Annotated in this window: 18 protein-coding genes and 5 tRNA genes; 9 read left to right on the forward strand and 14 right to left on the reverse strand. The window is 70.1% G+C overall.

The genetic code is table 11. The features are described 5' to 3' along the window. Positions 1-19: 19 nt before the first annotated feature. The 3 genes from AB0F18_RS02165 to leuC all read right to left on the reverse strand — a co-directional run bounded on the left by AB0F18_RS02165 (position 20) and on the right by leuC (position 2,406). The gene (locus AB0F18_RS02165; protein ID WP_362053808.1) at positions 20-247 is read right to left on the reverse strand and encodes a hypothetical protein; all 228 of its coding nucleotides are present in this window, start codon (positions 245-247) and stop codon (positions 20-22) included. A gap of 137 nt (positions 248-384) precedes the next feature. After that, on the reverse strand, positions 385-978 hold the full coding sequence (gene leuD, locus AB0F18_RS02170) for a 3-isopropylmalate dehydratase small subunit (protein WP_344170395.1): 594 nt from the start codon (positions 976-978) through the stop codon (positions 385-387). 3 nt (positions 979-981) lie between these two features. Further along, the gene (gene leuC, locus AB0F18_RS02175) at positions 982-2,406 is read right to left on the reverse strand and encodes a 3-isopropylmalate dehydratase large subunit (RefSeq protein ID WP_362053811.1); all 1,425 of its coding nucleotides are present in this window, start codon (positions 2,404-2,406) and stop codon (positions 982-984) included. A gap of 121 nt (positions 2,407-2,527) precedes the next feature. On the opposite strand from leuC, the gene ndgR reads away from it, so the two are divergent. Continuing rightward, entirely contained in the window at positions 2,528-3,244 is a 717-nt protein-coding gene (gene ndgR / locus AB0F18_RS02180) for an IclR family transcriptional regulator NdgR (RefSeq protein ID WP_007266782.1), read from the forward strand. 171 nt (positions 3,245-3,415) lie between these two features. Here the strand turns inward: ndgR and AB0F18_RS02185 are convergent. The 9 genes from AB0F18_RS02185 to AB0F18_RS02225 all read right to left on the reverse strand — a co-directional run bounded on the left by AB0F18_RS02185 (position 3,416) and on the right by AB0F18_RS02225 (position 7,428). Then, positions 3,416-3,488: transfer RNA gene (locus tag AB0F18_RS02185), tRNA-Glu, on the reverse strand. A gap of 21 nt (positions 3,489-3,509) precedes the next feature. Beyond that, positions 3,510-3,581 (reverse strand) — tRNA-Gln (locus tag AB0F18_RS02190). A gap of 22 nt (positions 3,582-3,603) precedes the next feature. Continuing rightward, positions 3,604-3,679, reverse strand: a tRNA-Glu gene (locus AB0F18_RS02195). A 61-nt stretch (positions 3,680-3,740) separates the two neighbouring features. Further along, positions 3,741-3,813, reverse strand: a tRNA-Glu gene (locus tag AB0F18_RS02200). 27 nt (positions 3,814-3,840) lie between these two features. Continuing rightward, positions 3,841-3,912, reverse strand: a tRNA-Gln gene (locus AB0F18_RS02205). A gap of 88 nt (positions 3,913-4,000) precedes the next feature. Further along, on the reverse strand, positions 4,001-4,729 hold the full coding sequence (locus tag AB0F18_RS02210) for an HAD family hydrolase (RefSeq protein WP_362053814.1): 729 nt from the start codon (positions 4,727-4,729) through the stop codon (positions 4,001-4,003). Between the two features lie 158 nt (positions 4,730-4,887). Next, positions 4,888-6,363 (reverse strand): glutamate--tRNA ligase, encoded by a 1,476-nt coding sequence (gene gltX, locus AB0F18_RS02215; protein ID WP_362053817.1) that lies wholly within the window; start codon positions 6,361-6,363, stop codon positions 4,888-4,890. Next, on the reverse strand, positions 6,356-7,156 hold the full coding sequence (locus AB0F18_RS02220; protein ID WP_362053820.1) for a fumarylacetoacetate hydrolase family protein: 801 nt from the start codon (positions 7,154-7,156) through the stop codon (positions 6,356-6,358). The genes gltX and AB0F18_RS02220 overlap by 8 nt, the downstream gene beginning before the upstream one ends. A gap of 86 nt (positions 7,157-7,242) precedes the next feature. Continuing rightward, positions 7,243-7,428, reverse strand: a complete 186-nt coding sequence (locus AB0F18_RS02225; protein ID WP_362053822.1) for a hypothetical protein — start codon at positions 7,426-7,428, stop codon at positions 7,243-7,245. A gap of 579 nt (positions 7,429-8,007) precedes the next feature. Here AB0F18_RS02225 and AB0F18_RS02230 point away from each other — a divergent pair. The 8 genes from AB0F18_RS02230 to AB0F18_RS02265 all read left to right on the forward strand — a co-directional run bounded on the left by AB0F18_RS02230 (position 8,008) and on the right by AB0F18_RS02265 (position 18,446). Then, positions 8,008-11,793 (forward strand): nitrate- and nitrite sensing domain-containing protein, encoded by a 3,786-nt coding sequence (locus AB0F18_RS02230; protein ID WP_362053825.1) that lies wholly within the window; start codon positions 8,008-8,010, stop codon positions 11,791-11,793. 9 nt (positions 11,794-11,802) lie between these two features. Then, positions 11,803-12,216: a roadblock/LC7 domain-containing protein gene (locus tag AB0F18_RS02235; RefSeq protein WP_042820501.1), complete on the forward strand. Its 414-nt coding sequence runs from the start codon at positions 11,803-11,805 to the stop codon at positions 12,214-12,216. 149 nt (positions 12,217-12,365) lie between these two features. Further along, the gene (locus tag AB0F18_RS02240; protein WP_266573763.1) at positions 12,366-12,758 is read left to right on the forward strand and encodes a DUF742 domain-containing protein; all 393 of its coding nucleotides are present in this window, start codon (positions 12,366-12,368) and stop codon (positions 12,756-12,758) included. Further along, positions 12,739-13,320, forward strand: coding sequence for an ATP/GTP-binding protein (locus tag AB0F18_RS02245; RefSeq protein WP_079429943.1), 582 nt, complete (start codon positions 12,739-12,741; stop codon positions 13,318-13,320). The genes AB0F18_RS02240 and AB0F18_RS02245 overlap by 20 nt, the downstream gene beginning before the upstream one ends. A 315-nt stretch (positions 13,321-13,635) precedes the next feature. Then, positions 13,636-16,836, forward strand: a complete 3,201-nt coding sequence (locus AB0F18_RS02250; protein ID WP_362053829.1) for a nitrate- and nitrite sensing domain-containing protein — start codon at positions 13,636-13,638, stop codon at positions 16,834-16,836. Positions 16,837-16,846: 10 nt separating this feature from the next. Continuing rightward, complete coding sequence (locus AB0F18_RS02255; protein WP_030037347.1) at positions 16,847-17,260, forward strand: roadblock/LC7 domain-containing protein; 414 nt, start codon at positions 16,847-16,849, stop codon at positions 17,258-17,260. Between the two features lie 93 nt (positions 17,261-17,353). Continuing rightward, complete coding sequence (locus AB0F18_RS02260; RefSeq protein ID WP_362053832.1) at positions 17,354-17,884, forward strand: DUF742 domain-containing protein; 531 nt, start codon at positions 17,354-17,356, stop codon at positions 17,882-17,884. Next, positions 17,865-18,446, forward strand: coding sequence for an ATP/GTP-binding protein (locus AB0F18_RS02265; protein WP_079429940.1), 582 nt, complete (start codon positions 17,865-17,867; stop codon positions 18,444-18,446). The genes AB0F18_RS02260 and AB0F18_RS02265 overlap by 20 nt, the downstream gene beginning before the upstream one ends. Positions 18,447-18,603: 157 nt before the next feature. On the opposite strand, the gene AB0F18_RS02270 is transcribed toward AB0F18_RS02265, so the two are convergent. After that, on the reverse strand, positions 18,604-18,804 hold the full coding sequence (locus tag AB0F18_RS02270; RefSeq protein WP_362053835.1) for an acyl-CoA carboxylase subunit epsilon: 201 nt from the start codon (positions 18,802-18,804) through the stop codon (positions 18,604-18,606). A 25-nt stretch (positions 18,805-18,829) separates the two neighbouring features. After that, a complete protein-coding gene (locus tag AB0F18_RS02275) occupies positions 18,830-20,413 on the reverse strand; it encodes an acyl-CoA carboxylase subunit beta (RefSeq protein ID WP_362053838.1) in 1,584 nt (527 codons plus the stop codon). Positions 20,414-20,420 lie beyond the last annotated feature (7 nt).

Raw genomic sequence — 20,420 nt, forward strand, 5'->3', positions numbered from 1 at the left:
GTTACGGAGTTCCTTCGCATCAGTCGCCTTCAGGGAATCGACCCTCGTCGAGGTCCTTCATCAACCTGTCCAGGCGCCTTGCCGCATCGGCGAGATCGTGCTTCGCCGTGGCAGTGACGACCAACAGCTTCCGGGACAGCGCCATCCTTACGCCCTCCGGGACTTGCAGTGTGCGCACCCTTGTGTGTGCTTCTTTCAACCGGTCCGCGACGAGTTCGTAGAGCTCGAGTTGACTGTCGCGTTCCATGCACAGATTGTGCCATCTGGGGCGAGTTGTCGCCTCACGGGGCCTCAACATACGGCTGTGCCCCCCGTCGGAAGGCGGGGGGCACAGTGTTGCCGATGTGATCACCCGAGGGTGAATAAGCGCTGATCAGGCAGGAATCAGACGCGAATCGTGCGCGGCTTGAAGGCCGGGCGGGTGCTTTCGTAAGCGTCGATGTCGGCTTCGTTCTGAAGGGTGAGCGAGATGTCGTCCAGTCCTTCCAGCAGACGCCAGCGCGCGTTGTCGTCGAGTTCGAACTCCGCCTCGACGCCTTCGGCTCGGACCTTCCGGTCGACCAGGTCGACGGTGATCTCGGCGGTCGGGTCGGCCTCGGTGAGCTCCCACAGCCGGTCGACGGTCTCCTGCGGCAGGACGACGGTCAGCAGACCGTTCTTCAGCGAGTTGCCGCGGAAGATGTCGGCGAAGCGGGAGGAGATGACCGTCTTGAACCCGAAGTTCTGCAGGGCCCAGACGGCGTGTTCGCGCGAGGAGCCGGTACCGAAGTCGGGGCCGGCGACCAGCACGGTCGCACCGGCGCGCTCGGGGCGGTTGGTGACGAACTCGGGGTCCTTGCGCCAGGCCTCGAAGAGCCCGTCCTCGAACCCGTCGCGGGTGATCTTCTTCAGCCAGTGGGCCGGGATGATCTGGTCGGTGTCGACGTTGCTGCGGCGCAGCGGGACGGCACGGCCGGTGTGGGTGGTGAAGGCTTCCATGGCTCAGACTCCGGCGGTGGCGTTGACGTCGGACAGGTCGGCGGGCGAGGCCAGATGGCCCAGCACCGCGGTGGCGGCGGCCACCTGGGGGGAGACCAGGTGGGTGCGTCCGCCCTTGCCCTGCCTGCCCTCGAAGTTGCGGTTGGAGGTGGACGCGGAACGCTCACCGGGGGCCAGTTGGTCGGGGTTCATGCCCAGGCACATGGAGCAGCCCGCGTGCCGCCATTCGGCGCCGGCCTCCTTGAAGACCTTGTCCAGGCCCTCCTCGACGGCCTGCAGCGCGACCCGGACGGAGCCCGGGACGACCAGCATCCGTACGCCGTCGGCGACTTTGCGGCCCTCGATGATCCCGGCGACGGCGCGCAGGTCCTCGATGCGGCCGTTGGTGCAGGAACCTACGAAGACGGTGTCGACCTTGATCTCGCGCAGCGGCTGGCCCGCGGTCAACCCCATGTACTCCAGGGCCTTTTCGGCGGCCAGGCGCTCCGAAGCGTCCTCGTACGAAGCCGGGTCGGGGACGTTCGCCGACAGCGGCGCGCCCTGGCCCGGGTTGGTGCCCCAGGTGACGAACGGGGAGAGCGCGGAGCCGTCGATGACGACCTCGGCGTCGAAGACGGCGTCCTCGTCGGTGCGCAGGGTCTTCCAGTAGGCGACCGCCGCGTCCCAGTCCTCGCCCTTGGGGGCGTGGTCGCGGCCCTCCAGGTAGTCGAAGGTGGTCTGGTCGGGGGCGATCATGCCCGCGCGGGCGCCGGCCTCGATCGACATGTTGCAGATGGTCATGCGGGCTTCCATCGAGAGCTTCTCGACTGCCTCGCCGCGGTACTCCAGGATGTAGCCCTGGCCGCCGCCGGTGCCGATCTTGGCGATGATCGCCAGGATCAGGTCCTTGGCGGTGACGCCCTCGGCCAGCTCGCCGGTGACGGTGATGGCCATCGTCTTGGGGCGGGCCAGCGGCAGCGTCTGGGTGGCCAGCACGTGCTCGACCTGGCTGGTGCCGATGCCGAAGGCCAGCGCGCCGAAGGCGCCGTGCGTGGAGGTGTGGGAGTCACCGCAGACGACGGTGGTGCCGGGCTGGGTCAGGCCCAGCTGCGGCCCCACGACGTGCACGACACCCTGCTCGACGTCACCCAGGGAGTGCAGGCGGACACCGAACTCGGCGCAGTTCTTGCGCAGCGTCTCCAGCTGGGCCCGGGAGACCGGGTCCGCGATCGGCTTGTCGATGTCGATGGTGGGGGTGTTGTGGTCCTCGGTGGCGATGGTGAGGTCCAGTCGCCGGACCTTGCGGCCGGCCTGCCGCAGGCCGTCGAAGGCCTGGGGGCTGGTCACCTCGTGCAGCAGGTGCAGATCAATGAAGAGGAGGTCGGGCTCGCCCTCGGCGCGCCGGACGACGTGGTCGTCCCAGACCTTCTCCGCGAGTGTCCTACCCATCGCTCTTCCCTCCGGCTCACCGTCCCGGATCCCGGTGGTTCGTGGACCCGTACATACAGACTCGCTGGTTCTTGGAAAATTTGAACTTGCGTTTCACAGTGTGAGACGTGAATATCGTTTCATGGACAACTCTAGCGGCGTCGGCGTTCTCGACAAGGCAGCTCTGGTACTGAGCGCACTGGAGTCCGGTCCGGCCACCCTCGCCGGGCTGGTCGCGGCGACAGGGCTCGCACGACCCACGGCACATCGCCTTGCCGTGGCACTGGAACACCACCGGATGGTGGCGAGGGACATGCAGGGCCGGTTCATCCTCGGCCCGCGGCTGGCAGAGCTTGCCGCCGCGGCCGGCGAGGACCGCCTGCTGGCTACGGCGGGACCGGTGCTCACGCACCTCCGTGACGTGACGGGCGAGAGCGCGCAGCTCTACCGGCGTCAGGGCGACATGCGCATCTGCGTGGCGGCCGCCGAGCGGCTGTCGGGCCTGCGGGACACCGTCCCGGTGGGCTCCACACTCCCCATGAAGGCGGGATCGGCTGCGCAGATCCTGATGGCCTGGGAGGAGCCCGAGCGGCTCCACCGGGGCCTGCAGGGCGCGCGCTTCACGGCGACGGCCCTGTCCGGCGTACGGCGCCGCGGCTGGGCGCAGTCGATCGGCGAGCGGGAGCCCGGCGTGGCGTCCGTCTCGGCGCCGGTGCGCGGCCCCTCGAACCGCGTGGTGGCCTCCGTGTCGGTCTCCGGCCCGATCGAGCGCCTGACCCGCCACCCGGGGCGCATGCACGCCCAGGCCGTCATCGACGCGGCCGCCCGTCTGACGGAGGCCCTGCGCCGCTCCGGCTGACGCCTTCCCGGCCGCAGGCCTTCTCCCCATCCGACCCCCGGGCCCGGGGGCGCGTACGACGCCGCACACGTCCGAACTCGCGCCTCCGGGCCCGCACTTGTCTGCGGGCACGCCGTGCCCGGGAACAGCGAAGAGGCCCTCCGCGATGATCGCGGAGGGCCTCTCCTGATGTACCCCCGACCGGATTCGAACCGGCGCTACCGCCTTGAGAGGGCGGCGTGCTAGGCCGCTACACAACGGGGGCTAGCTTTACTGCGGTACTGCGCTGGGCTACCAGGACTCGAACCTAGAATAAGGGAACCAGAAACCCTCGTGTTGCCAATTACACTATAGCCCAATGGTCTAGACCAGCCAGACCTTGGTACCCCCGACCGGATTCGAACCGGCGCTACCGCCTTGAGAGGGCGGCGTGCTAGGCCGCTACACAACGGGGGCCCTAGCGATCCTGCATCAAAACCTCCGGGAGCGACCCTGGAGATCCTGCGGGAAGGATCTGTACCCCCGACCGGATTCGAACCGGCGCTACCGCCTTGAGAGGGCGGCGTGCTAGGCCGCTACACAACGGGGGCAAAGCACTGCGTTACTGCTGCACTGCGCTGGGCTACCAGGACTCGAACCTAGAATAAGGGAACCAGAAACCCTCGTGTTGCCAATTACACTATAGCCCACCGAACTTCAAGACCCTGGGGGCCTTTCGTTTGGTTAGCGCCTCCGGTTCCCGGCCTTTCGGCCCGTCTCCCCGGCGCAGAAAGAACATTACCGGATGCCTGACCGTGCTCCAAAACGGGTATCAGCGGCCAGCAGGCCGGGCAGCGGATCGAGCCCCTCGATCCGGTGTACGCCCTCGGGCCCGGGGCCCCGTCCCCCGTCCCGGTCGAGCCAGACGGCGATCAGTCCCGCGTCGCGCGCGCCCCGCGCGTCGATCTCCGGCTGGTCCCCCACGTACGCCACCTCGGCCGGCGGCAGCGCGAGCGCCTCGCAGGCGGCGAGGAAGGCGGCGGCGTCGGGCTTGCTGACCCCCAGCTCGGCGGCGCACACCAGCACCTCGAAGCGTTCGCGCAGACCGAGGTGGCGCAGCTTGGTGTCCTGGTGGGCCTCGGAGGAGTTCGAGAGCACCCCGTGCCGGTAGCGGCCGGCGAGGGCGTCCAGGGCGGGCAGGACGTCCGGGAACAGGGCCCAGGCGGCCTTGTAGTGCTCCACGTAGCGGTCGAACCAGACGTCGGCCTCGCCGGCGGTCATGGCGGGCCTCCCGAGGAAGTCCCGCACCCGCTCCTGGCGCTGGCCCTGGAAGCTGATCTCGCCGGCGGCGAAGCGCGCCCAGTGCAGTTCCGTCAGCCGCCGCCACAGGGCCAGGGCCTCGGCGGGGGCCCCGTAGCGGTCCCCGATCCCCTCGTCCCGCAGGTGCTGCGCCAGTCCGGCGGTATCGGCCCCCGTGTAGTCGAAGAGGGTGTCGTCGATGTCCCACAGCACGGCGCGGATCGGCATACCGGCGAGCCTACGCCCGGGCGGCCGCGCGCGAGGGCGGTACGGAGAACACGGTCGCGGGGGTGGGGCGCGTCACACCGGGCGGCCCTCCCCCGGTGCCGGAGAACGCCGAAGGGGCGGCAGCCGGATCGGCTGCCGCCCCTTCGGAAGGGCGCGGGTCAGGCGGCGAGCTTCGCCAGGGCCGCGTCGATGCGGGCGATCGAGCGCTCCTTGCCCAGGATCTCCAGGGACTCGAAGAGCGGCAGGCCGACGGTGCGGCCGGTGACGGCCACGCGGACGGGGGCCTGCGCCTTGCCGAGCTTGAGGCCGTGGGCCTCGCCGGCGGTCAGGACGGCCTGCTTGAGGGACTCCGGGTCCGACCAGTCGGCGGCCAGGAGGTTCGCCCGGGCCGTGGTCAGCAGGGCCGCGGGCTCGCCCTTCATGGCCTTGTCCCAGGACGCCTGGTCCTCGACGGGCTCCTTCAGGAAGAGGAAGTCCACGTTCGCGGTGATGTCCGAGAGGACGGTCACACGGGTCTGGGCGTACGGGGCGATCCGGCCCCAGGCGTCGGCGTCGAAGTCCTCGGGCGCCCAGTTGGCGTGCGGGGCCCGCAGCCACGGCTCGCAGGCGTCCGCGAAGGCCTTCGGGTCCAGCCGGCGGATGTGGTCGGCGTTGATCGCCTCGGCCTTCTTGAGGTCGAAGCGCGCCGGGTTGGCGTTGACGCCGTCGATGTCGAACTTCGCCACCATCTCCTCGATCGAGAAGATGTCCTGGTCCTTGGAGAAGGACCAGCCGAGGAGCGAGAGGTAGTTCAGCAGGCCCTCGGGCAGGAAGCCGCGCTCGCGGTAGAGGTTGAGCGAGGACTCGGGGTCGCGCTTGGAGAGCTTCTTGTTGCCCTCGCCCATCACGTACGGCAGGTGGCCGAACTGCGGGACGCCCGTGGCGACGCCGATCTCCATGAGCGCCTTGTACAGCGCGATCTGGCGGGGGGTGGAGGAGAGCAGGTCCTCGCCGCGCAGCACGTGCGTGATCTGCATCAGCGCGTCGTCGACCGGGTTGACCAGCGTGTACAGCGGGGCGCCGTTCGCGCGGACGATGCCGAAGTCCGGCACGTTCTCCGGGGTGAAGGAGAGCTCGCCGCGGACCAGGTCCGTGAAGGTGATCGTCTCGTCGGGCATCCGGAAGCGGACGATCGAGGTGCGGCCCTCGGCCTCGTACGCGGCGATCTGCTCGGCGCTCAGGTCGCGGCAGTGGCCGTCGTAGCCGGAGGGCTTGCCGGCGGCGCGGGCGGCGTCGCGGCGGGTGTCCAGCTCCTCGGTGGTGCAGTAGCAGGAGTAGGCGTAGCCGCCGTCCCGCAGCCGCTGGGCGACGTCCTGGTAGATGTCCATGCGCTCGGACTGCCGGTACGGGGCGTGCGGGCCGCCGACCTCCGGGCCCTCGTCCCAGGTGAAGCCGAGCCAGCGCAGGGAGTCGAGCAGCTGGGCGTACGACTCCTCGGAGTCGCGGGCCGCGTCGGTGTCCTCGATGCGGAAGACGAACGTACCGCCGTGGTGGCGGGCGAACGCCCAGTTGAAGAGGGCGGTGCGGACCAGGCCCACGTGGGGGTTGCCGGTCGGGGAGGGACAGAAACGTACGCGGACGTTCGCGTTAGCCACGCTTGATCACCTTGTTGGTGAGAGTGCCGATGCCTTCGATGGTGACGGCGACCTCGTCGCCGACGTTGAGGGGGCCGACTCCGGCCGGGGTCCCCGTGAGGATGACGTCGCCCGGGAGCAGCGTCATGGCCTCGCTGATGTGCACGACCAGGTCCTCGACGGAACGGACCATGTCGCTGGTGCGGCCGAGCTGGCGCTGTTCGCCGTTGACGGTGCACTGGACGGCCAGGCCCTCGGCGATGGCCGCCGGGTCCAGGCCGGTCTCGATCCAGGGGCCGAGGGGGCAGGCGCTGTCGAAGCCCTTGGCCCGGGCCCACTGCTTCTCGCGCTGCTGGACGTCGCGGGCGGTGACGTCGTTGGCGCAGGTGTAGCCGAGGATGACGTCCTTGACGCGCTCCTTCGGGACCTCGCGGCACATGCGGCCGATGACCACGGCGAGCTCCGCCTCGTGGTGGAGGTCCTGGGAGAAGGAGGGGTAGACGATCGGGTCGCCCGGGCCGACCACCGAGGTGGAGGGCTTGAAGAAGGTGATGGGAGCCTCGGGGAGCTCGTTGCCGAGCTCCGCCGCGTGCTCCGCGTAGTTGCGGCCGACGGCCACGACCTTGTTCGGGAGCACGGGCGGCAGCAGCCGGACCTTGCTCAGCGGGACCTTCGTGCCGGAGAGCTCGAAGTCCGCGAACGGGATGCCCTTGATGATGTCGAGGACGAGCTCGCCTTCGGCGCCGGGGGCAGTGCTGCCCTCGACCGCGCCGAACGCGACGTTGCCGTCGATCGAGAACCTGGCGATGCGCACCTGCTGCGTGCCCCTTTTGTGTTTCCGCTGGCTGGAGTCTGCGGACTCCAGGCTAACGCGGTGGGGGCCGGCGCTTCGCGCTCCTTTTACTGCGCGGCGGCGACCGGCGCGTCCATCAGGACGGTGCGGCGCGGGTTCGCGGTCTGGGTGGGCAGCTCGACGCGGTGCTCCGGGGTGGCCGGGGCCGCCTGCAGCTCCTCGGCGTCCCTGAGGTGCGCGAGGGTGGTGCGGCGGGGGTTGGCTATGTTGCGGATCATCGACGTCGTCTTCATCGGAGTTTCGGGCCCTCGGCTCGCTGGTGGGGTGTGGGTCGCCTGCTGTGCCGGATGGGGCGGCAACCCTTTAACAGGCAAGGCTAAACATCCGAATCCCCCACTGAACCGGTAAGTAATAGCCATGGTCATGTGAGTTTGCTCACCAGCCAGCAGGCAATACGGACATAACTGACAGTCAATGGGGGTCACCGAAACGGACATTGCGCCACTGAATGCGCCATTCCGCTCCTGATCATCTCGACTGGGACACCTTGCCGGGCGCGAGCTTTGATTGGCGTAAGTCCGATTCCTCCCGATAGGACTTCCACGTCGCGTAGCCCGGGTGTCACAAGCCGTGACCGGCTCGCCGGGGCGACACGCGCACCTTGTTGGAGATCCCCCACTGTGCTGGAATTCGCGAGACCGCCGCGGGTATCAGCCGGCGCGCAGGTGGCGCAAGAGAGCGCCGAGCGCGGTGGCAATGAGAGGGAGACGCGCCGGTCACCGACGACCACCATGGGGCCGTCAGTGCCCCACGACTCGACACCGTTCCGCCGCTCATCCGGTGGAACGCCTGGTCCAGAGGTTGCGACGCTAGTGCAGGGACGATTCAAGAGGGATGGCAAGGGGTCTCCCCAGGCCCTTCAGGGCCGAGGGGAAGCTGCGGCGGAGCAGGAGCCGCTCGGCGGGACCGACCGTGGCGCCTCGCCCCAGCACGCCCCGGGCCGCGGCCCGGCACTCGAAGGGGCGGGGTCCGAGACCTCCCCCTCGGGGAAGGCCAAGGGCCGCGGGAAGTCCGGCAAGGCCCCCAAGGCCCCGAAGGCGAGCCGGTCCAAGGGCAAGGCCAAGACCGAGACCGTCGAGCAGGACGAGGCGATACCGAAGGCCCCCAGCGGGCCCGGTTCCCGTCTCGCCATGCAGAACTGGCGCATCAGCACGCGACTGGTGTCGCTGCTGACCCTGCCCGTCGTCGCGGCCACCACCCTCGGTGGCTTCCGCATCAACGACTCGCTCAACGACATCGCCCAGCTGGAGCACATGCAGCTGCTGACGACGATGACCCGGCAGGCCACCAACCTGGCCGCCATGCTCCAGGAGGAGCGGGACAAGTCGGCCGGTCCGATGTCGATCACCAAGGACGGCAAGGCCAACAGCCTCGTCGAGGGTGTCCGCGACCAGACCGACGCCGCCGCCAAGGCCTTCGCCGCCGCGACCGACAAGGTCGACAACGCGGAGGACAAGGACGAGACCCTCAAGTCGATCCGCAACAACATCCTGCAGATCGGCCGCCAGCTCACCGGCATCGAGGACATCCGCAAAAAGGCGTACATGAACGGCGCCCAGCAGACGGTCACCGAGTACAACGCGCTGATCGTCTCGCTGCTCTCGCTGTCGCAGGACATGGCCCAGGCCACCTCCAGCCCCGAGATGATCAAGCGCACCCGCGCCCTGGCGGCCTTCTCCTCCGCCAAGGAGTACGCCTCCATCCAGCGCGCGATCATCGCCGCCTCGCTCCCCGAGAGCGGCGACAAGCCGGGCAAGCTGGAGGAGAACGACCGCCTCTACGCCCTCTCCGCGCTGCGCGGTGAGAGCCAGTCGAAGAAGACCTTCGAACTCGTCTACCAGGGCAAGCCCGAGGAACTCCTCGCGGCGCTCGGCGACGGCAACACCGAGATCGGCAGCGCCGACCACTACGCCCGCCGCGTGCTGAGCACCCAGGGGCAGTTCGGCAAGGAGAAGAACCGGTCCTGGATGGACTGGTACGACGCCGACGACACCAAGCTCCAGGCCATGAAGGTCATCGAGCTGACCCTGCTCGAAGACATGGAGCAGAAGGCCCGCGAGCTCAAGAACGAGTCGCAGCAGGACGCCATCATCAACGGTGCCCTGATCCTCCTCGTCCTCGGTGTCTCCCTCGTCGGCGCGTTCGTCATGGCCCGGTCCATGATCCGCTCGCTGCGCCGCCTCCAGGACACCGCGACGCGGGTCGCCCAGGACCGACTGCCCGAGCTCGTCAAGCAGCTCTCGGAGTCGGACCCGCAGGACGTGGACACCTCCGTGGAGTCCGTCGGCCTGCACACCCGCGACGAGATCGGCCAGGTGGCCGCGGCCTTCGACGACGTGCACCGCGAGGCCGTCCGCCTCGCCGCCGAGCAGGCCCTCCTCCGGGGCAACGTCAACGCGATGTTCACCAACCTCTCGCGCCGCTCCCAGGGCCTCATCCAGCGTCAGCTGTCGCTCATCTCCGAACTGGAGTCGCGCGAGGCCGACCCGGACCAGCTCTCCTCCCTCTTCAAGCTCGACCACCTCGCCACCCGAATGCGGCGTAACGGTGAAAACCTCCTCGTCCTCGCGGGCGAGGAGCCCGGCCGCCGGTGGACCCGCCCCGTCCCGCTCGTCGACGTGCTCCGCGCCGCCGCGTCCGAGGTGGAGCAGTACGAGCGCATCGAGCTGGCGGCGGTGCCCGGCACCGATGTCGCCGGCCGCGTCGTCAACGACCTCGTGCACCTCCTCGCCGAGCTGCTGGAGAACGCCACCTCGTTCTCCTCCCCGCAGACCAAGGTCAAGGTCACCGGCCACGCGCTGCCCGACGGCCGCGTGCTGGTCGAGATCCACGACACCGGTATCGGCCTGTCCCCCGAGGACCTCGCCGCGATCAACGAGCGGCTCGCGTCGCCGCCGACCGTGGACGTCTCCGTCTCCCGCCGCATGGGCCTGTTCGTGGTCGGCCGCCTGTCCCTGCGACACGGCATCCGCATCCAGCTGCGCCCCTCCGACTCGGGCGGTACGACCGCGCTCGTCATGCTTCCGGTCGACGTCGCCCAGGGCGGCAAGAAGCCGGGTCCGATGGCGGGTCAGGGCGGCCAGGCCGGGGCCCCGGGCGGCCAGGGTGCTCCCGGCGGCCAGGGTTCCGTGCCCGGCGCGGGCGCGCGTCCCCCGGTGGGCGCGGGCCAGCAGCGCGGACAGGTCGGCGGCGGCCAGCGTGCCGCGCTGCCCGGCCAGGGCGGTCCCGGCGGCGGTGCGCAGCAGCGTCCGCAGGGCCAGGGTCCCCGTCCGCAGGGCGGCCCCGCCGCCCCGACGGGCCAGGCGCAGGGCCAGGGCGGCTTCGGCGGCGGTGCCCCGCTGCCGAACCGAGGCCAGGGCGGCCCCGCCGGTGCTCCGGCGGGCCAGGACAACAACCTCTTCAGCGGTCCGCAGGCCCGTCCCGCGGGCGTGCCCCAGGCCGCCGGACCCGGCGTCTTCCCGCCGCAGGGCAGCGGCTTCGAGCGTCCGCAGCAGCAGCCCCAGGGCGGGCCGGGCCTCGGCCAGCCGCAGCCCGGGCAGCAGGCCGGCCCCGGAGCCCCCGTCAAGCGCCGCCGGCCGCAGCTGCCCCCGCAGGGCGGCGCCACCGGACGGCCGGCGCTCCCGGGTGCGGGCGGCCCCGCCGGGATGCCGCAGACGCCCAGCTGGGGCAACGCCCAGGCCGGGCAGGAGGCCCCGCGCGGCCACGACGAGCTGTCGGGCCCCGGCTCGACGGCGGAGTTCGCCCGCCCGGACTTCAACGCCCCGTACCCGCCGGCCGGCGGCGGCACCCCCGCCAACTCCACGACCGGCCAGTTCGAGCGTCCCGACGTACGCGGTCCCCAGGACCCGTCCGCCACCGGACAGTTCGAGCGCCCGCAGATGGGCGGCCCCTTCGACCCGTCCTCGACCGGCCAGTTCGCCCGCCCGGGCGGCCCCGGTGTCGGCGGTTACGCGGACCAGCGGCCCCAGCACCAGGACCAGCAGCCCGGCGGCTACGCCCCCGCGCCCATGCCGGCCCCGCGTGCCGAGGCCCCGCAGCTCCCGCAGGCGTACCAGCCGGAGGCGCTGCCGCCGGCCCAGGGGCAGCCCGGTGGTGAGGTGCGCAGTCCGATCTTCGATACGCTGGAGTCGAACTGGTCCGGCCAGAACGGCGGCCCGTCCGCCGGACAGGCGCCGTCCGTTCCGCAGCAGCCCCAGCAGACGCCGGCCCCCCAGCAGCAGCAGTCGCTGCCGCAGCGGGGACAGGATTTCGCTGCCGAGCCCGCCACGGCGGTCACCGGCAGCACGCCGACGGTCAGCTGGCGGTCCTCCCCCAACGACGAGCTGATGCGGCAGGCCGAGCGCGTGCGCCAGCCCGCCGCCGGCGGGATCACCACCTCGGGGCTCCCCCGGCGGGTGCCGCGGGCCAACCTCGTAGCGGGTACCGCCCAGCAGCAGGCCGACACCCCGGCCGGGCCGCAGGTGTCGCGTGCCCCGGACGACGTGCGCGGCCGTCTCACCAACCTCCGACGCGGTATCCAGCAGGGACGGCAGGCCGGCGGCTCCGGCCCCGCGACCGGCAGTTACCACATCGACCCCACTTACCAGCAGGAGCGATAGTTGAGCTCGATGAGCCAGGCGGCACAGAACCTGAACTGGTTGATCACCAACTTCGTGGACAACACCCCCGGGGTGTCCCACACCGTGGTGGTCTCCGCCGACGGACTCCTTCTGGCCATGTCCGAAGGGTTCCCCCGTGACCGCGCCGACCAGCTGGCGGCCGTGGCCTCCGGTCTGACCTCGCTGACCGCCGGGGCCTCCCGGATCTTCGAGGGCGGCGCCGTCAACCAGACCGTGGTGGAGATGGACCGGGGATTCCTCTTCCTCATGTCCGTCTCCGACGGATCCTCCCTGGCCGTCCTGGCGCACCCCGAGTGCGACATCGGCCTCGTCGGCTACGAGATGGCCCTCCTCGTGGACCGCGCCGGCAACGTCCTCACCCCGGACCTGCGCGCGGAACTCCAGGGAAGCCTTCTCACCTGACAACCCCTCTCCCGGCCGGACGGTACTTCCGGCCGGGAGGACCGGGACCGCGTCCCGGAACCCAGTACCCCCCGAAGGCCGTCTTGCTCCCCCCACCGGCCGCCCCGTCAGACGGCACGCTGACCACTGCTGTCCAGCCCGGAGGATCAATGACCCCGCCCCCCGCCTATCCCGATGCGTACGGAGACGCGTACTCGGAAGGCGACCAGCCGCTGGTACGTCCGTACGCGATGACCGGCGGCCGGACCCGGCCGCGCTACCAGCTCGCCATCGAGGCGCTGGTCAGCACCACGGCCGATCCGATGCACCTGTCCGGCCTGCTGCCGGAGCACCAGCGCATCTGCACCCTGTGCCGCGAGGTGAAGTCGGTCGCGGAGGTCTCCGCCCTGCTGTCGATGCCGCTCGGCGTCGCGCGCATCCTCGTCGCCGACCTGGCCGAGGCCGGCATGGTGGCCATCCACCAGCCGGGCAATGGAGAGGCCGGCGGAACGCCGGACGTAACGCTGCTCGAAAGGGTGCTCAGTGGACTTCGCAAGCTCTAACGGCGGTGCCGCTCGCTCCACCACCTCCGCGAAGATCGTGGTGGCGGGCGGCTTCGGCGTGGGCAAGACCACGTTCGTCGGCGCGGTCTCCGAGATCAACCCGCTGCGCACCGAAGCCGTCATGACCAGCGCCTCGGCCGGCATCGACGACCTCACCCACACCGGTGACAAGACGACCACCACGGTCGCCATGGACTTCGGCCGCATCACCCTGGACCAGGACCTGATCCTGTACCTCTTCGGTACCCCCGGACAGGACCGCTTCTGGTTCATGTGGGACGACCTCGTCCGCGGCGCCATCGGCGCCGTCGTCCTCGTCGACACCCGACGCCTCGCCGACTGCTTCCCCGCCGTCGACTACTTCGAAAACAGCGGCCTCCCCTTCGTCATCGCCCTCAACGGCTTCGACGGACACCAGCCCTACACCCCCGAAGAAGTCCGGGAAGCCCTCCAGATCGGCCCCGACGCGCCCATCATCACCACCGACGCCCGCCACCGCGGAGACGCCAAGAGCGCACTGATCACCCTCGTGGAACACGCTCTCATGGCACGTCTGAAGTAGTGCGGAAGAAAATCAGGGCATTCGGTGAAGGCCGGAAGCACAACTGCTCGGCGGGCTGTGTCCTTTGACACGGCCCGCCGCGGCGTTCATAACGTTTCGACAGAGAATTACCCCGAGTCGGCCACCCGGTGCAGCCGTTCGGTGTCACTGCGCGCACGGCCGGGCCGCCTTTTGGTGAAACTCGCTCCTTATGTCCGACTTACACCGGACGGATCGATCGAAGAACGGCCGGATTCAACTGTTTGGAACACGGCCGTTACCCGTGCTGGAATTCAACGAACTAGCTAGTAGCACCGCCGAGAGGTTGTTGGTCGAGTGAGGCGAAGCAATGCGAGCCCCGCGGATGAATCCGCGCGGGGCAACTTCACCCCGCCGCAGCGCGCGGCCGCGTCGTCCGTCGACGTGCCCGTGGAGCCACCCGCGAGCGGCGGCAGCACCAGCAAGCTCTCCCCCCGCAACTGGCGCGTGCCGACGCGTCTGAACGCCATCCTCCTCGTGCCCGTCCTCGTCGGACTGGTCATGGGCGGCTTCCAGGTGAAGGGCTCGATCGACACCTGGAACGAGGCGAAGGACGCGGAGAAGACCGTCCGCATCGTCCAGGCGGCGGCCGAATACGGCCAGGCCCTCCTCAACGAGCGCGACATCAGCGCCGAGCCGCTCCTCAAGGGCGACCGCAACAACGACGCCGTGACCAAGGCCTACGCGGCCACCGACGCGGCCAAGGCCAAGTTCGCGGCGGCCGTGAAGGGCATGCCCAAGAAGCAGGGCCTGGAGCGCCGTCTTGAGCTCTTCCGCCAGGAGGAGCCCAAGCTGGAGCAGGTCCGCAAGACGGCCTACGCCGTCCCGGAGTCCCCCAAGAAGAACCTCCCCGCCTCGGCCGGCCCGGTGCCGACCGAAGAGGGCTACGTGCTGGTCCAGCACTACCTGATGCAGTTCTCCAACGAACTGGGCCTGGGCACCGGGAACGTCACCAGCTACGGCCGCATGGTCTACGCGATCGAGCTGGCCAAGGCGGCCAACTCGCTCCAGCGCTCCATCGGCACGCACCTGCTGGTCCGCCCGAACGAGGACGAGAACGTCCGCAAGGCCCAGCTCGTCGCCTTCTCCTCCTACGCCTACCTCGAAGAGATCGCCGCCGGCGAGTACGTCGCCGCCGGTACCGACGAGGACACCAACCGGCTCAAGGAGGTCATGGGCAAGAAGTCCCAGGAGGGCGCCGCCAAGCTCGCCCAGGCCAAGCAGGCCGCCGAGCAGGCCGGCACGCCCTTCAAGGCCCCGCCCGTGGTCAACGGCTCCGCGCTCACCGGCATGACCGAGGCGATAGCCAGCGGCGACAAGCCCGCCAAGCTCGCCCTGAACGGCACCACCCCGCCGGCCTGGCAGGCGGCCGCCACCGCCAAGTTCGACGGCTACGCCGAGATCGAGAAGGAACTCCTCGACAAGGCCGTCAAGGACACCGTCGCGATCTCCGACAAGGCCCAGGGTGACGCCATCCTGACCGGCGCCATCGTGGTCGTGGCCCTGCTCGCCGCCTTCATCCTGGCCGCGCTGATGGCCCGCCAGATGAGCCGCTCGATGCTGCGCCTGCGCACCTCCGCCTTCGACATCGCCGAGCAGCGCCTGCCGATGCTCGTCGACCAGCTCTCGCGCACCGACCCGGGCAAGGTCGACACCCGCGTGCAGCCGATCCCGATCAACTCCCAGGACGAGATCGGCGAGGTCGCCCGCGCCTTCGACCAGGTCCACCGGGAAGCGGTCCGGCTCGCCGCCGAGCAGGCGCTCCTGCGAGGGAACGTCAACGCGATCTTCACGAACCTCTCCATGCGCAACCAGTCGCTGATCGAGGGCCAGCTGACCCTCATCACCGACCTGGAGAACAACGAGGCCGACCCGGACCAGCTGGAGAACCTCTTCCGCCTGGACCACCTGGCCACCCGTATGCGCCGCAACGGCGAGAACCTCCTCATCCTCGCGGGTGAGAACCCGGGCCGCCGCTGGGACCAGCCGGTCCCCCTGGTCGACGTGCTCCGCGCCGCCTCCTCCGAGGTGGAGCAGTACGAGCGCATCGAGCTCTCGGGCGTCTCGGAGGCCGAGATCCACGGCCAGGCCGTGACCGACCTCGTGCACCTGCTCGCCGAGCTACTGGAGAACGCCACCACGTTCTCCTCCCCCCAGACCAAGGTCCGGGTCAACGCCACGCGTCTGCCCGACGGCCGCGTGATGATCGAGATCCACGACAAGGGCATCGGCCTCACCGCCGAGGACTTCGCGGACATCAACCACAAGCTGGCCAACCCGCCGACCGTGGACGCCGCGATCTCGCAGCGCATGGGCCTGTTCGTGGTCGGCCGGCTGGCGGACCGCCACAGCATCCGCGTCCAGCTGCGCCCCTCGGGCGAGCAGGCCGGCACCACCTCGCTGGTCATGCTCCCCGACGCCATCACCCACGGTGGCGGTGGCGAGGGCATCCCGGACGACGACTTCACCGTCTCCTCGATCATCCCCGAGCAGCAGGCCCAGCAGGCCGCCCCGCTGCGGACGGCCGCCGAGCTCGGCTTCGACGACTCGCGCTACGAGGCCCAGGGCGACCAGGGCGGCGCCGAGAAGCAGGTCGACCCGGTCGTGCGGTCCCTGGGCCGCGAGGAGCGCCGGGCCGCCCTGGAGGCGCAGCTCAACTTCGGGCAGGAGCAGGCTCAGCAGTCCGAGCAGCAGTATGCTGCGGAGGGCTATGCGGAACCTCAGCCCGAGCACGCGTACCAGCCGTACCAGGAGTACGAGCAGCCGTCCGCGCAGGGCTACGAGGCCCCGTACGAGGAGCAGGCCCAGCAGCAGTCCTACGAGGCGTTCCCGGAGCAGGGCTATGCCTATCCGGAAGTCGGCTACCAGGACCAGCAGCAGCCCGCGCAGGCGTACGACGGCGGCTACGCGGAGCAGTCCCCGCAGGCCGCATGGCCCGAGCAGAACACCTACTCGGAGGCCTACCAGCAGGACTACGGGAGCGAATCGGAACCCCCGGCCGCTCCCGAACCGGCCCTGGACCGCGTAGGCTTCGACCGTCCGGGCGCCGCTTCCGACGCCGGTCACGCGTTGACCGGAGCGGGCCTGCCGCGACGCGGCAGCCAGCAGCAGTGGGGCTCCGGACAGAAGGAAGCGGAGCCCACCGGATCCCTCTTCGAGCAGCGGCCGCAGCGACAGCAGCAGCCCGCCGAACCGAAGGGGAGCCCGGAGGACAATACGGCCGGGGGCTGGCGCTCGACGAACGACGAGCGCTGGCAGCAGGCCGGCAAGCTCCGTGAGCCGAAGGCGGGCGGAGTCACCTCGTCCGGTCTCCCTCGGCGGGTGCCCAAGGCCAACCTGGTCGAGGGCGCTGCGGAGACGACCCCGCAGGGCGGCCCCCAGGTCTCCCGCGCCCCGGAGGACGTCCGCGGCAGGTTGAGCAACCTGCGACGCGGTGTCCAGCAGGGACGCAGCGCGGGTTCCGAGCAGTCAAGTAACAGCTATGACCAGGAGCGTTAGTGTGAGCGCGATGAGCCAGGCGGCGCAGAACCTGAACTGGTTGATCACCAACTTCGTGGACAACACCCCCGGGGTGTCCCACACGGTGGTGGTCTCCGCCGACGGCCTTCTGCTGGCGATGTCCGACGGATTCCCGCGCGACCGCGCCGATCAGCTGGCGGCCGTGGCCTCCGGTCTGACCTCGCTGACCGCCGGAGCCTCCCGCATCTTCGAGGGCGGCGCCGTCAACCAGACCGTGGTGGAGATGGACCGGGGATTCCTCTTCCTCATGTCGGTCTCCGACGGTTCGTCGCTCGCGGTGCTCGCGCACCCCGAGTGCGACATCGGCCTCGTGGGCTACGAGATGGCCCTCCTCGTGGACCGCGCCGGCAGCGTCCTCACCCCGGACCTGCGCGCGGAGCTGCAGGGAAGCCTTCTCAACTAGCAAACAGGCAGTGCGTTTCGCGTCATCGCACCGTAGGGTGCGGTGGCGCGGTTGCACAGGTAGTACTGCGTTCTTGGAGTCGGAGGAGGAAACGTGACAACACCCGGAGGACATCCTTATGGCGGCCAGCAGCCGCAGGGTGGGCACGACCAGAACCGCTTCAACTTCCCCTCCGCTCCCAGCTACGCGCAGCAGCCGTACGGCCAGCCCCAGCAGCCCCAGGCGCCTCACCGGCTTCCCCAGCAGCCCCCTCGGGCCGCGCAGCCGCAGGCTCCGAAGGCGCACAACCCGCTGGTGCGCCCGTACGCGATGACCGGCGGCCGGACCCGGCCGCGCTACCAGCTCGCCATCGAGGCGCTGGTCAGTACCACGGCCGATCCCGCGCGGCTGCAAGGGCAGTTGCCCGAGCACCAGCGCATCTGCCGTCTGTGCCAGGAGATCAAATCCGTTGCGGAGATCTCGGCACTTCTCTCCATTCCTCTTGGTGTCGCCCGCATCCTCGTAGCCGACTTGGCGGAGGCGGGCCTTGTCGCCATTCACCAGCCCGGCGGCGACGAGTCTGCCGGCGGCCAGCCAGATGTGACACTGCTCGAAAGGGTGCTCAGTGGACTTCGCAAGCTCTAACGGCGGAGCGGCTCGCTCCACCACCTCCGCGAAGATCGTGGTGGCGGGCGGCTTCGGCGTGGGCAAGACCACGTTCGTCGGCGCGGTCTCCGAGATCAACCCGCTGCGCACCGAAGCCGTCATGACCAGCGCCTCGGCCGGCATCGACGACCTCACCCACACCGGTGACAAGACGACCACCACGGTCGCCATGGACTTCGGCCGCATCACCCTGGACCAGGACCTGATCCTGTACCTCTTCGGTACCCCCGGACAGGACCGCTTCTGGTTCATGTGGGACGACCTCGTCCGCGGCGCCATCGGCGCCGTCGTCCTCGTCGACACCCGACGCCTCGCCGACTGCTTCCCCGCCGTCGACTACTTCGAAAACAGCGGCCTCCCCTTCGTCATCGCCCTCAACGGCTTCGACGGACACCAGCCCTACACCCCCGAAGAAGTCCGGGAAGCCCTCCAGATCGGCCCCGACGCGCCCATCATCACCACCGACGCCCGCCACCGCGGAGACGCCAAGAGCGCGCTCATCACCCTCGTGGAACACGCCCTCATGGCACGGCTTCGGTAAACAGAGCGGAACCGCGGAAAGGCCCCCGTGCCACGGCACGGGGGCCTTCGCCGTACCCGGGGAGCGGAGGCGCGGCCCGGGCGCGGTGCCGCGCGGACACGGCGAAGGCCCCGCACCCTGGACGGGTGCGGGGCCTTCGGACGTGCGCTGCTGCTGCTCAGCCCTGCCAGCTGTGCGGGGCCTGGAAGCCCCGGCTGCGCTCCAGCCGGCGCCAGCCGGCGGTGGAACGGGGGGTGGTGGCGGCCTCTTCGGGGGTGGCGGCGGCGCGGGCGAGCAGGATCGCGGTGATCGCGGCCAGCTCCTCGGGCGCGGCGTTGCCCTTCTCGACCTTCAGCAGGGTGTCGGTAGCGGTGCTCATCGTCGGCAGGTCTCCTCAGCGTCGTTTACTGCGGCGGGTTGCCGTGCTTGCGGGACGGCAGATCGGCGTGCTTGGTGCGGAGCATCGCGAGGGCGCTGACGAGTACGGCGCGGGTCTCGGCGGGGTCGATGACGTCGTCCACGAGGCCGCGCTCGGCCGCGTAGTACGGGTGCATCAGCTCGGCCTTGTACTCCTTGACCATCCGGGCTCGCATGGCCTCGGGGTCCTCGGCGTCCGCGATCTGCTTGCGGAAGATCACGTTGGCCGCGCCCTCCGCGCCCATGACGGCGATCTCGTTGGTGGGCCAGGCGTAGGTCAGGTCGGCGCCGATGGACTGGGAGTCCATGACGATGTACGCGCCGCCGTAGGCCTTGCGCAGGATCAGGGAGATCCGCGGGACGGTGGCGTTGCAGTACGCGTACAGCAGCTTGGCGCCGTGGCGGATGATGCCGCCGTGCTCCTGGTCGACGCCCGGCAGGAAGCCGGGGACGTCCAGCAGCGTGATGATCGGGATGTTGAAGGCGTCGCACATCTGGACGAAGCGCGCGGCCTTCTCGGAGGCGTGGATGTCCAGGACGCCGGCGAGGTGGCCGGGCTGGTTGGCGATGATGCCCACGACCTGGCCGTCCATCCGCGCCATGGCGCAGATGATGTTGCGGGCCCAGCGCTCGTGGATCTCCAGGACGTCGCCGTCGTCGACGAGCTCCTCGATGACCTTGAGCATGTCGTACGGGCGGTTGCCGTCCGCGGGGACCAGGTCCAGGAGGACGTCCGAGCGCCGGTCGACCGGGTCGGTGTTCTCATGGACCGGGGGGTTCTCGCGGTTGTTGGAGGGGAGCATCGTGATGAGGTAGCGGACCTCGGCGATGCAGGTCTCCTCGTCGTCGTACGCGAAGTGCGCGACGCCCGAGGTCTCGGCGTGCACGTCGGCGCCGCCGAGGCCGTTCTGGGTGATCTCCTCGCCCGTGACGGCGCGCACGACGTCCGGGCCGGTGATGAACATCTGCGAGGTGTCCCGGACCATGAACACGAAGTCCGTGAGGGCCGGGGAGTAGGCGGCGCCGCCGGCGCAGGGGCCGAGCATGACCGAGATCTGCGGGATGACGCCCGAGGCCTTGGTGTTGCGCTGGAAGATGCCGCCGTAGCCGGCGAGGGCGGAGACGCCCTCCTGGATACGGGCGCCCGCGCCGTCGTTGAGGGAGACCAGCGGGGCACCGGCCGCGATGGCCATGTCCATGATCTTGTGGATCTTCGTGGCGTGGGCCTCGCCCAGGGCGCCGCCGAAGATGCGGAAGTCGTGCGCGTAGACGAAGACCGTCCGGCCCTCGACCGTGCCCCAGCCGGTGATCACACCGTCGGTGTACGGCTTCTTGGCCTCCAGCCCGAAACCGGTCGCCCGGTGCCGGCGCAGCTGCTCGACCTCCCGGAAGGAACCTTCGTCGAGCAGGAGCGCGATGCGCTCACGGGCGGTCAGCTTGCCCTTGGCGTGCTGCGCCTCGGTCGCGCGGTCGCTGGGGCCGCGCCGGGCCTCCTCGCGGAGGGAGTGCAGCTCGGCCACGCGCCCGCGGGCGTCCGTCGGCTCGCTCGGAGTCTGGTCCACAACGGTCATGTACCGA

The organism is Streptomyces sp. NPDC029216, assembly GCF_040648015.1.
GTDB lineage: Bacteria > Actinomycetota > Actinomycetes > Streptomycetales > Streptomycetaceae > Streptomyces.

Bases quoted from the DNA above. Each gene is read 5' to 3' on its own strand.
- AB0F18_RS02165 (WP_362053808.1), bottom strand. From the start codon at position 247: ATGGAACGCGACAGTCAACTCGAGCTCTACGAACTCGTCGCGGACCGG.
- leuD (WP_344170395.1), bottom strand. From the start codon at position 978: ATGGAAGCCTTCACCACCCACACCGGCCGTGCCGTCCCGCTGCGCCGC.
- leuC (WP_362053811.1), bottom strand. From the start codon at position 2,406: ATGGGTAGGACACTCGCGGAGAAGGTCTGGGACGACCACGTCGTCCGG.
- ndgR (WP_007266782.1), top strand. From the start codon at position 2,528: ATGGACAACTCTAGCGGCGTCGGCGTTCTCGACAAGGCAGCTCTGGTA.
- AB0F18_RS02210 (WP_362053814.1), bottom strand. From the start codon at position 4,729: ATGCCGATCCGCGCCGTGCTGTGGGACATCGACGACACCCTCTTCGAC.
- AB0F18_RS02225 (WP_362053822.1), bottom strand. From the start codon at position 7,428: ATGAAGACGACGTCGATGATCCGCAACATAGCCAACCCCCGCCGCACC.
- AB0F18_RS02235 (WP_042820501.1), top strand. From the start codon at position 11,803: ATGAGCCAGGCGGCACAGAACCTGAACTGGTTGATCACCAACTTCGTG.
- AB0F18_RS02240 (WP_266573763.1), top strand. From the start codon at position 12,366: ATGACCCCGCCCCCCGCCTATCCCGATGCGTACGGAGACGCGTACTCG.
- AB0F18_RS02255 (WP_030037347.1), top strand. From the start codon at position 16,847: ATGAGCCAGGCGGCGCAGAACCTGAACTGGTTGATCACCAACTTCGTG.
- AB0F18_RS02270 (WP_362053835.1), bottom strand. From the start codon at position 18,804: ATGAGCACCGCTACCGACACCCTGCTGAAGGTCGAGAAGGGCAACGCC.
- AB0F18_RS02275 (WP_362053838.1), bottom strand. From the start codon at position 20,413: ATGACCGTTGTGGACCAGACTCCGAGCGAGCCGACGGACGCCCGCGGG.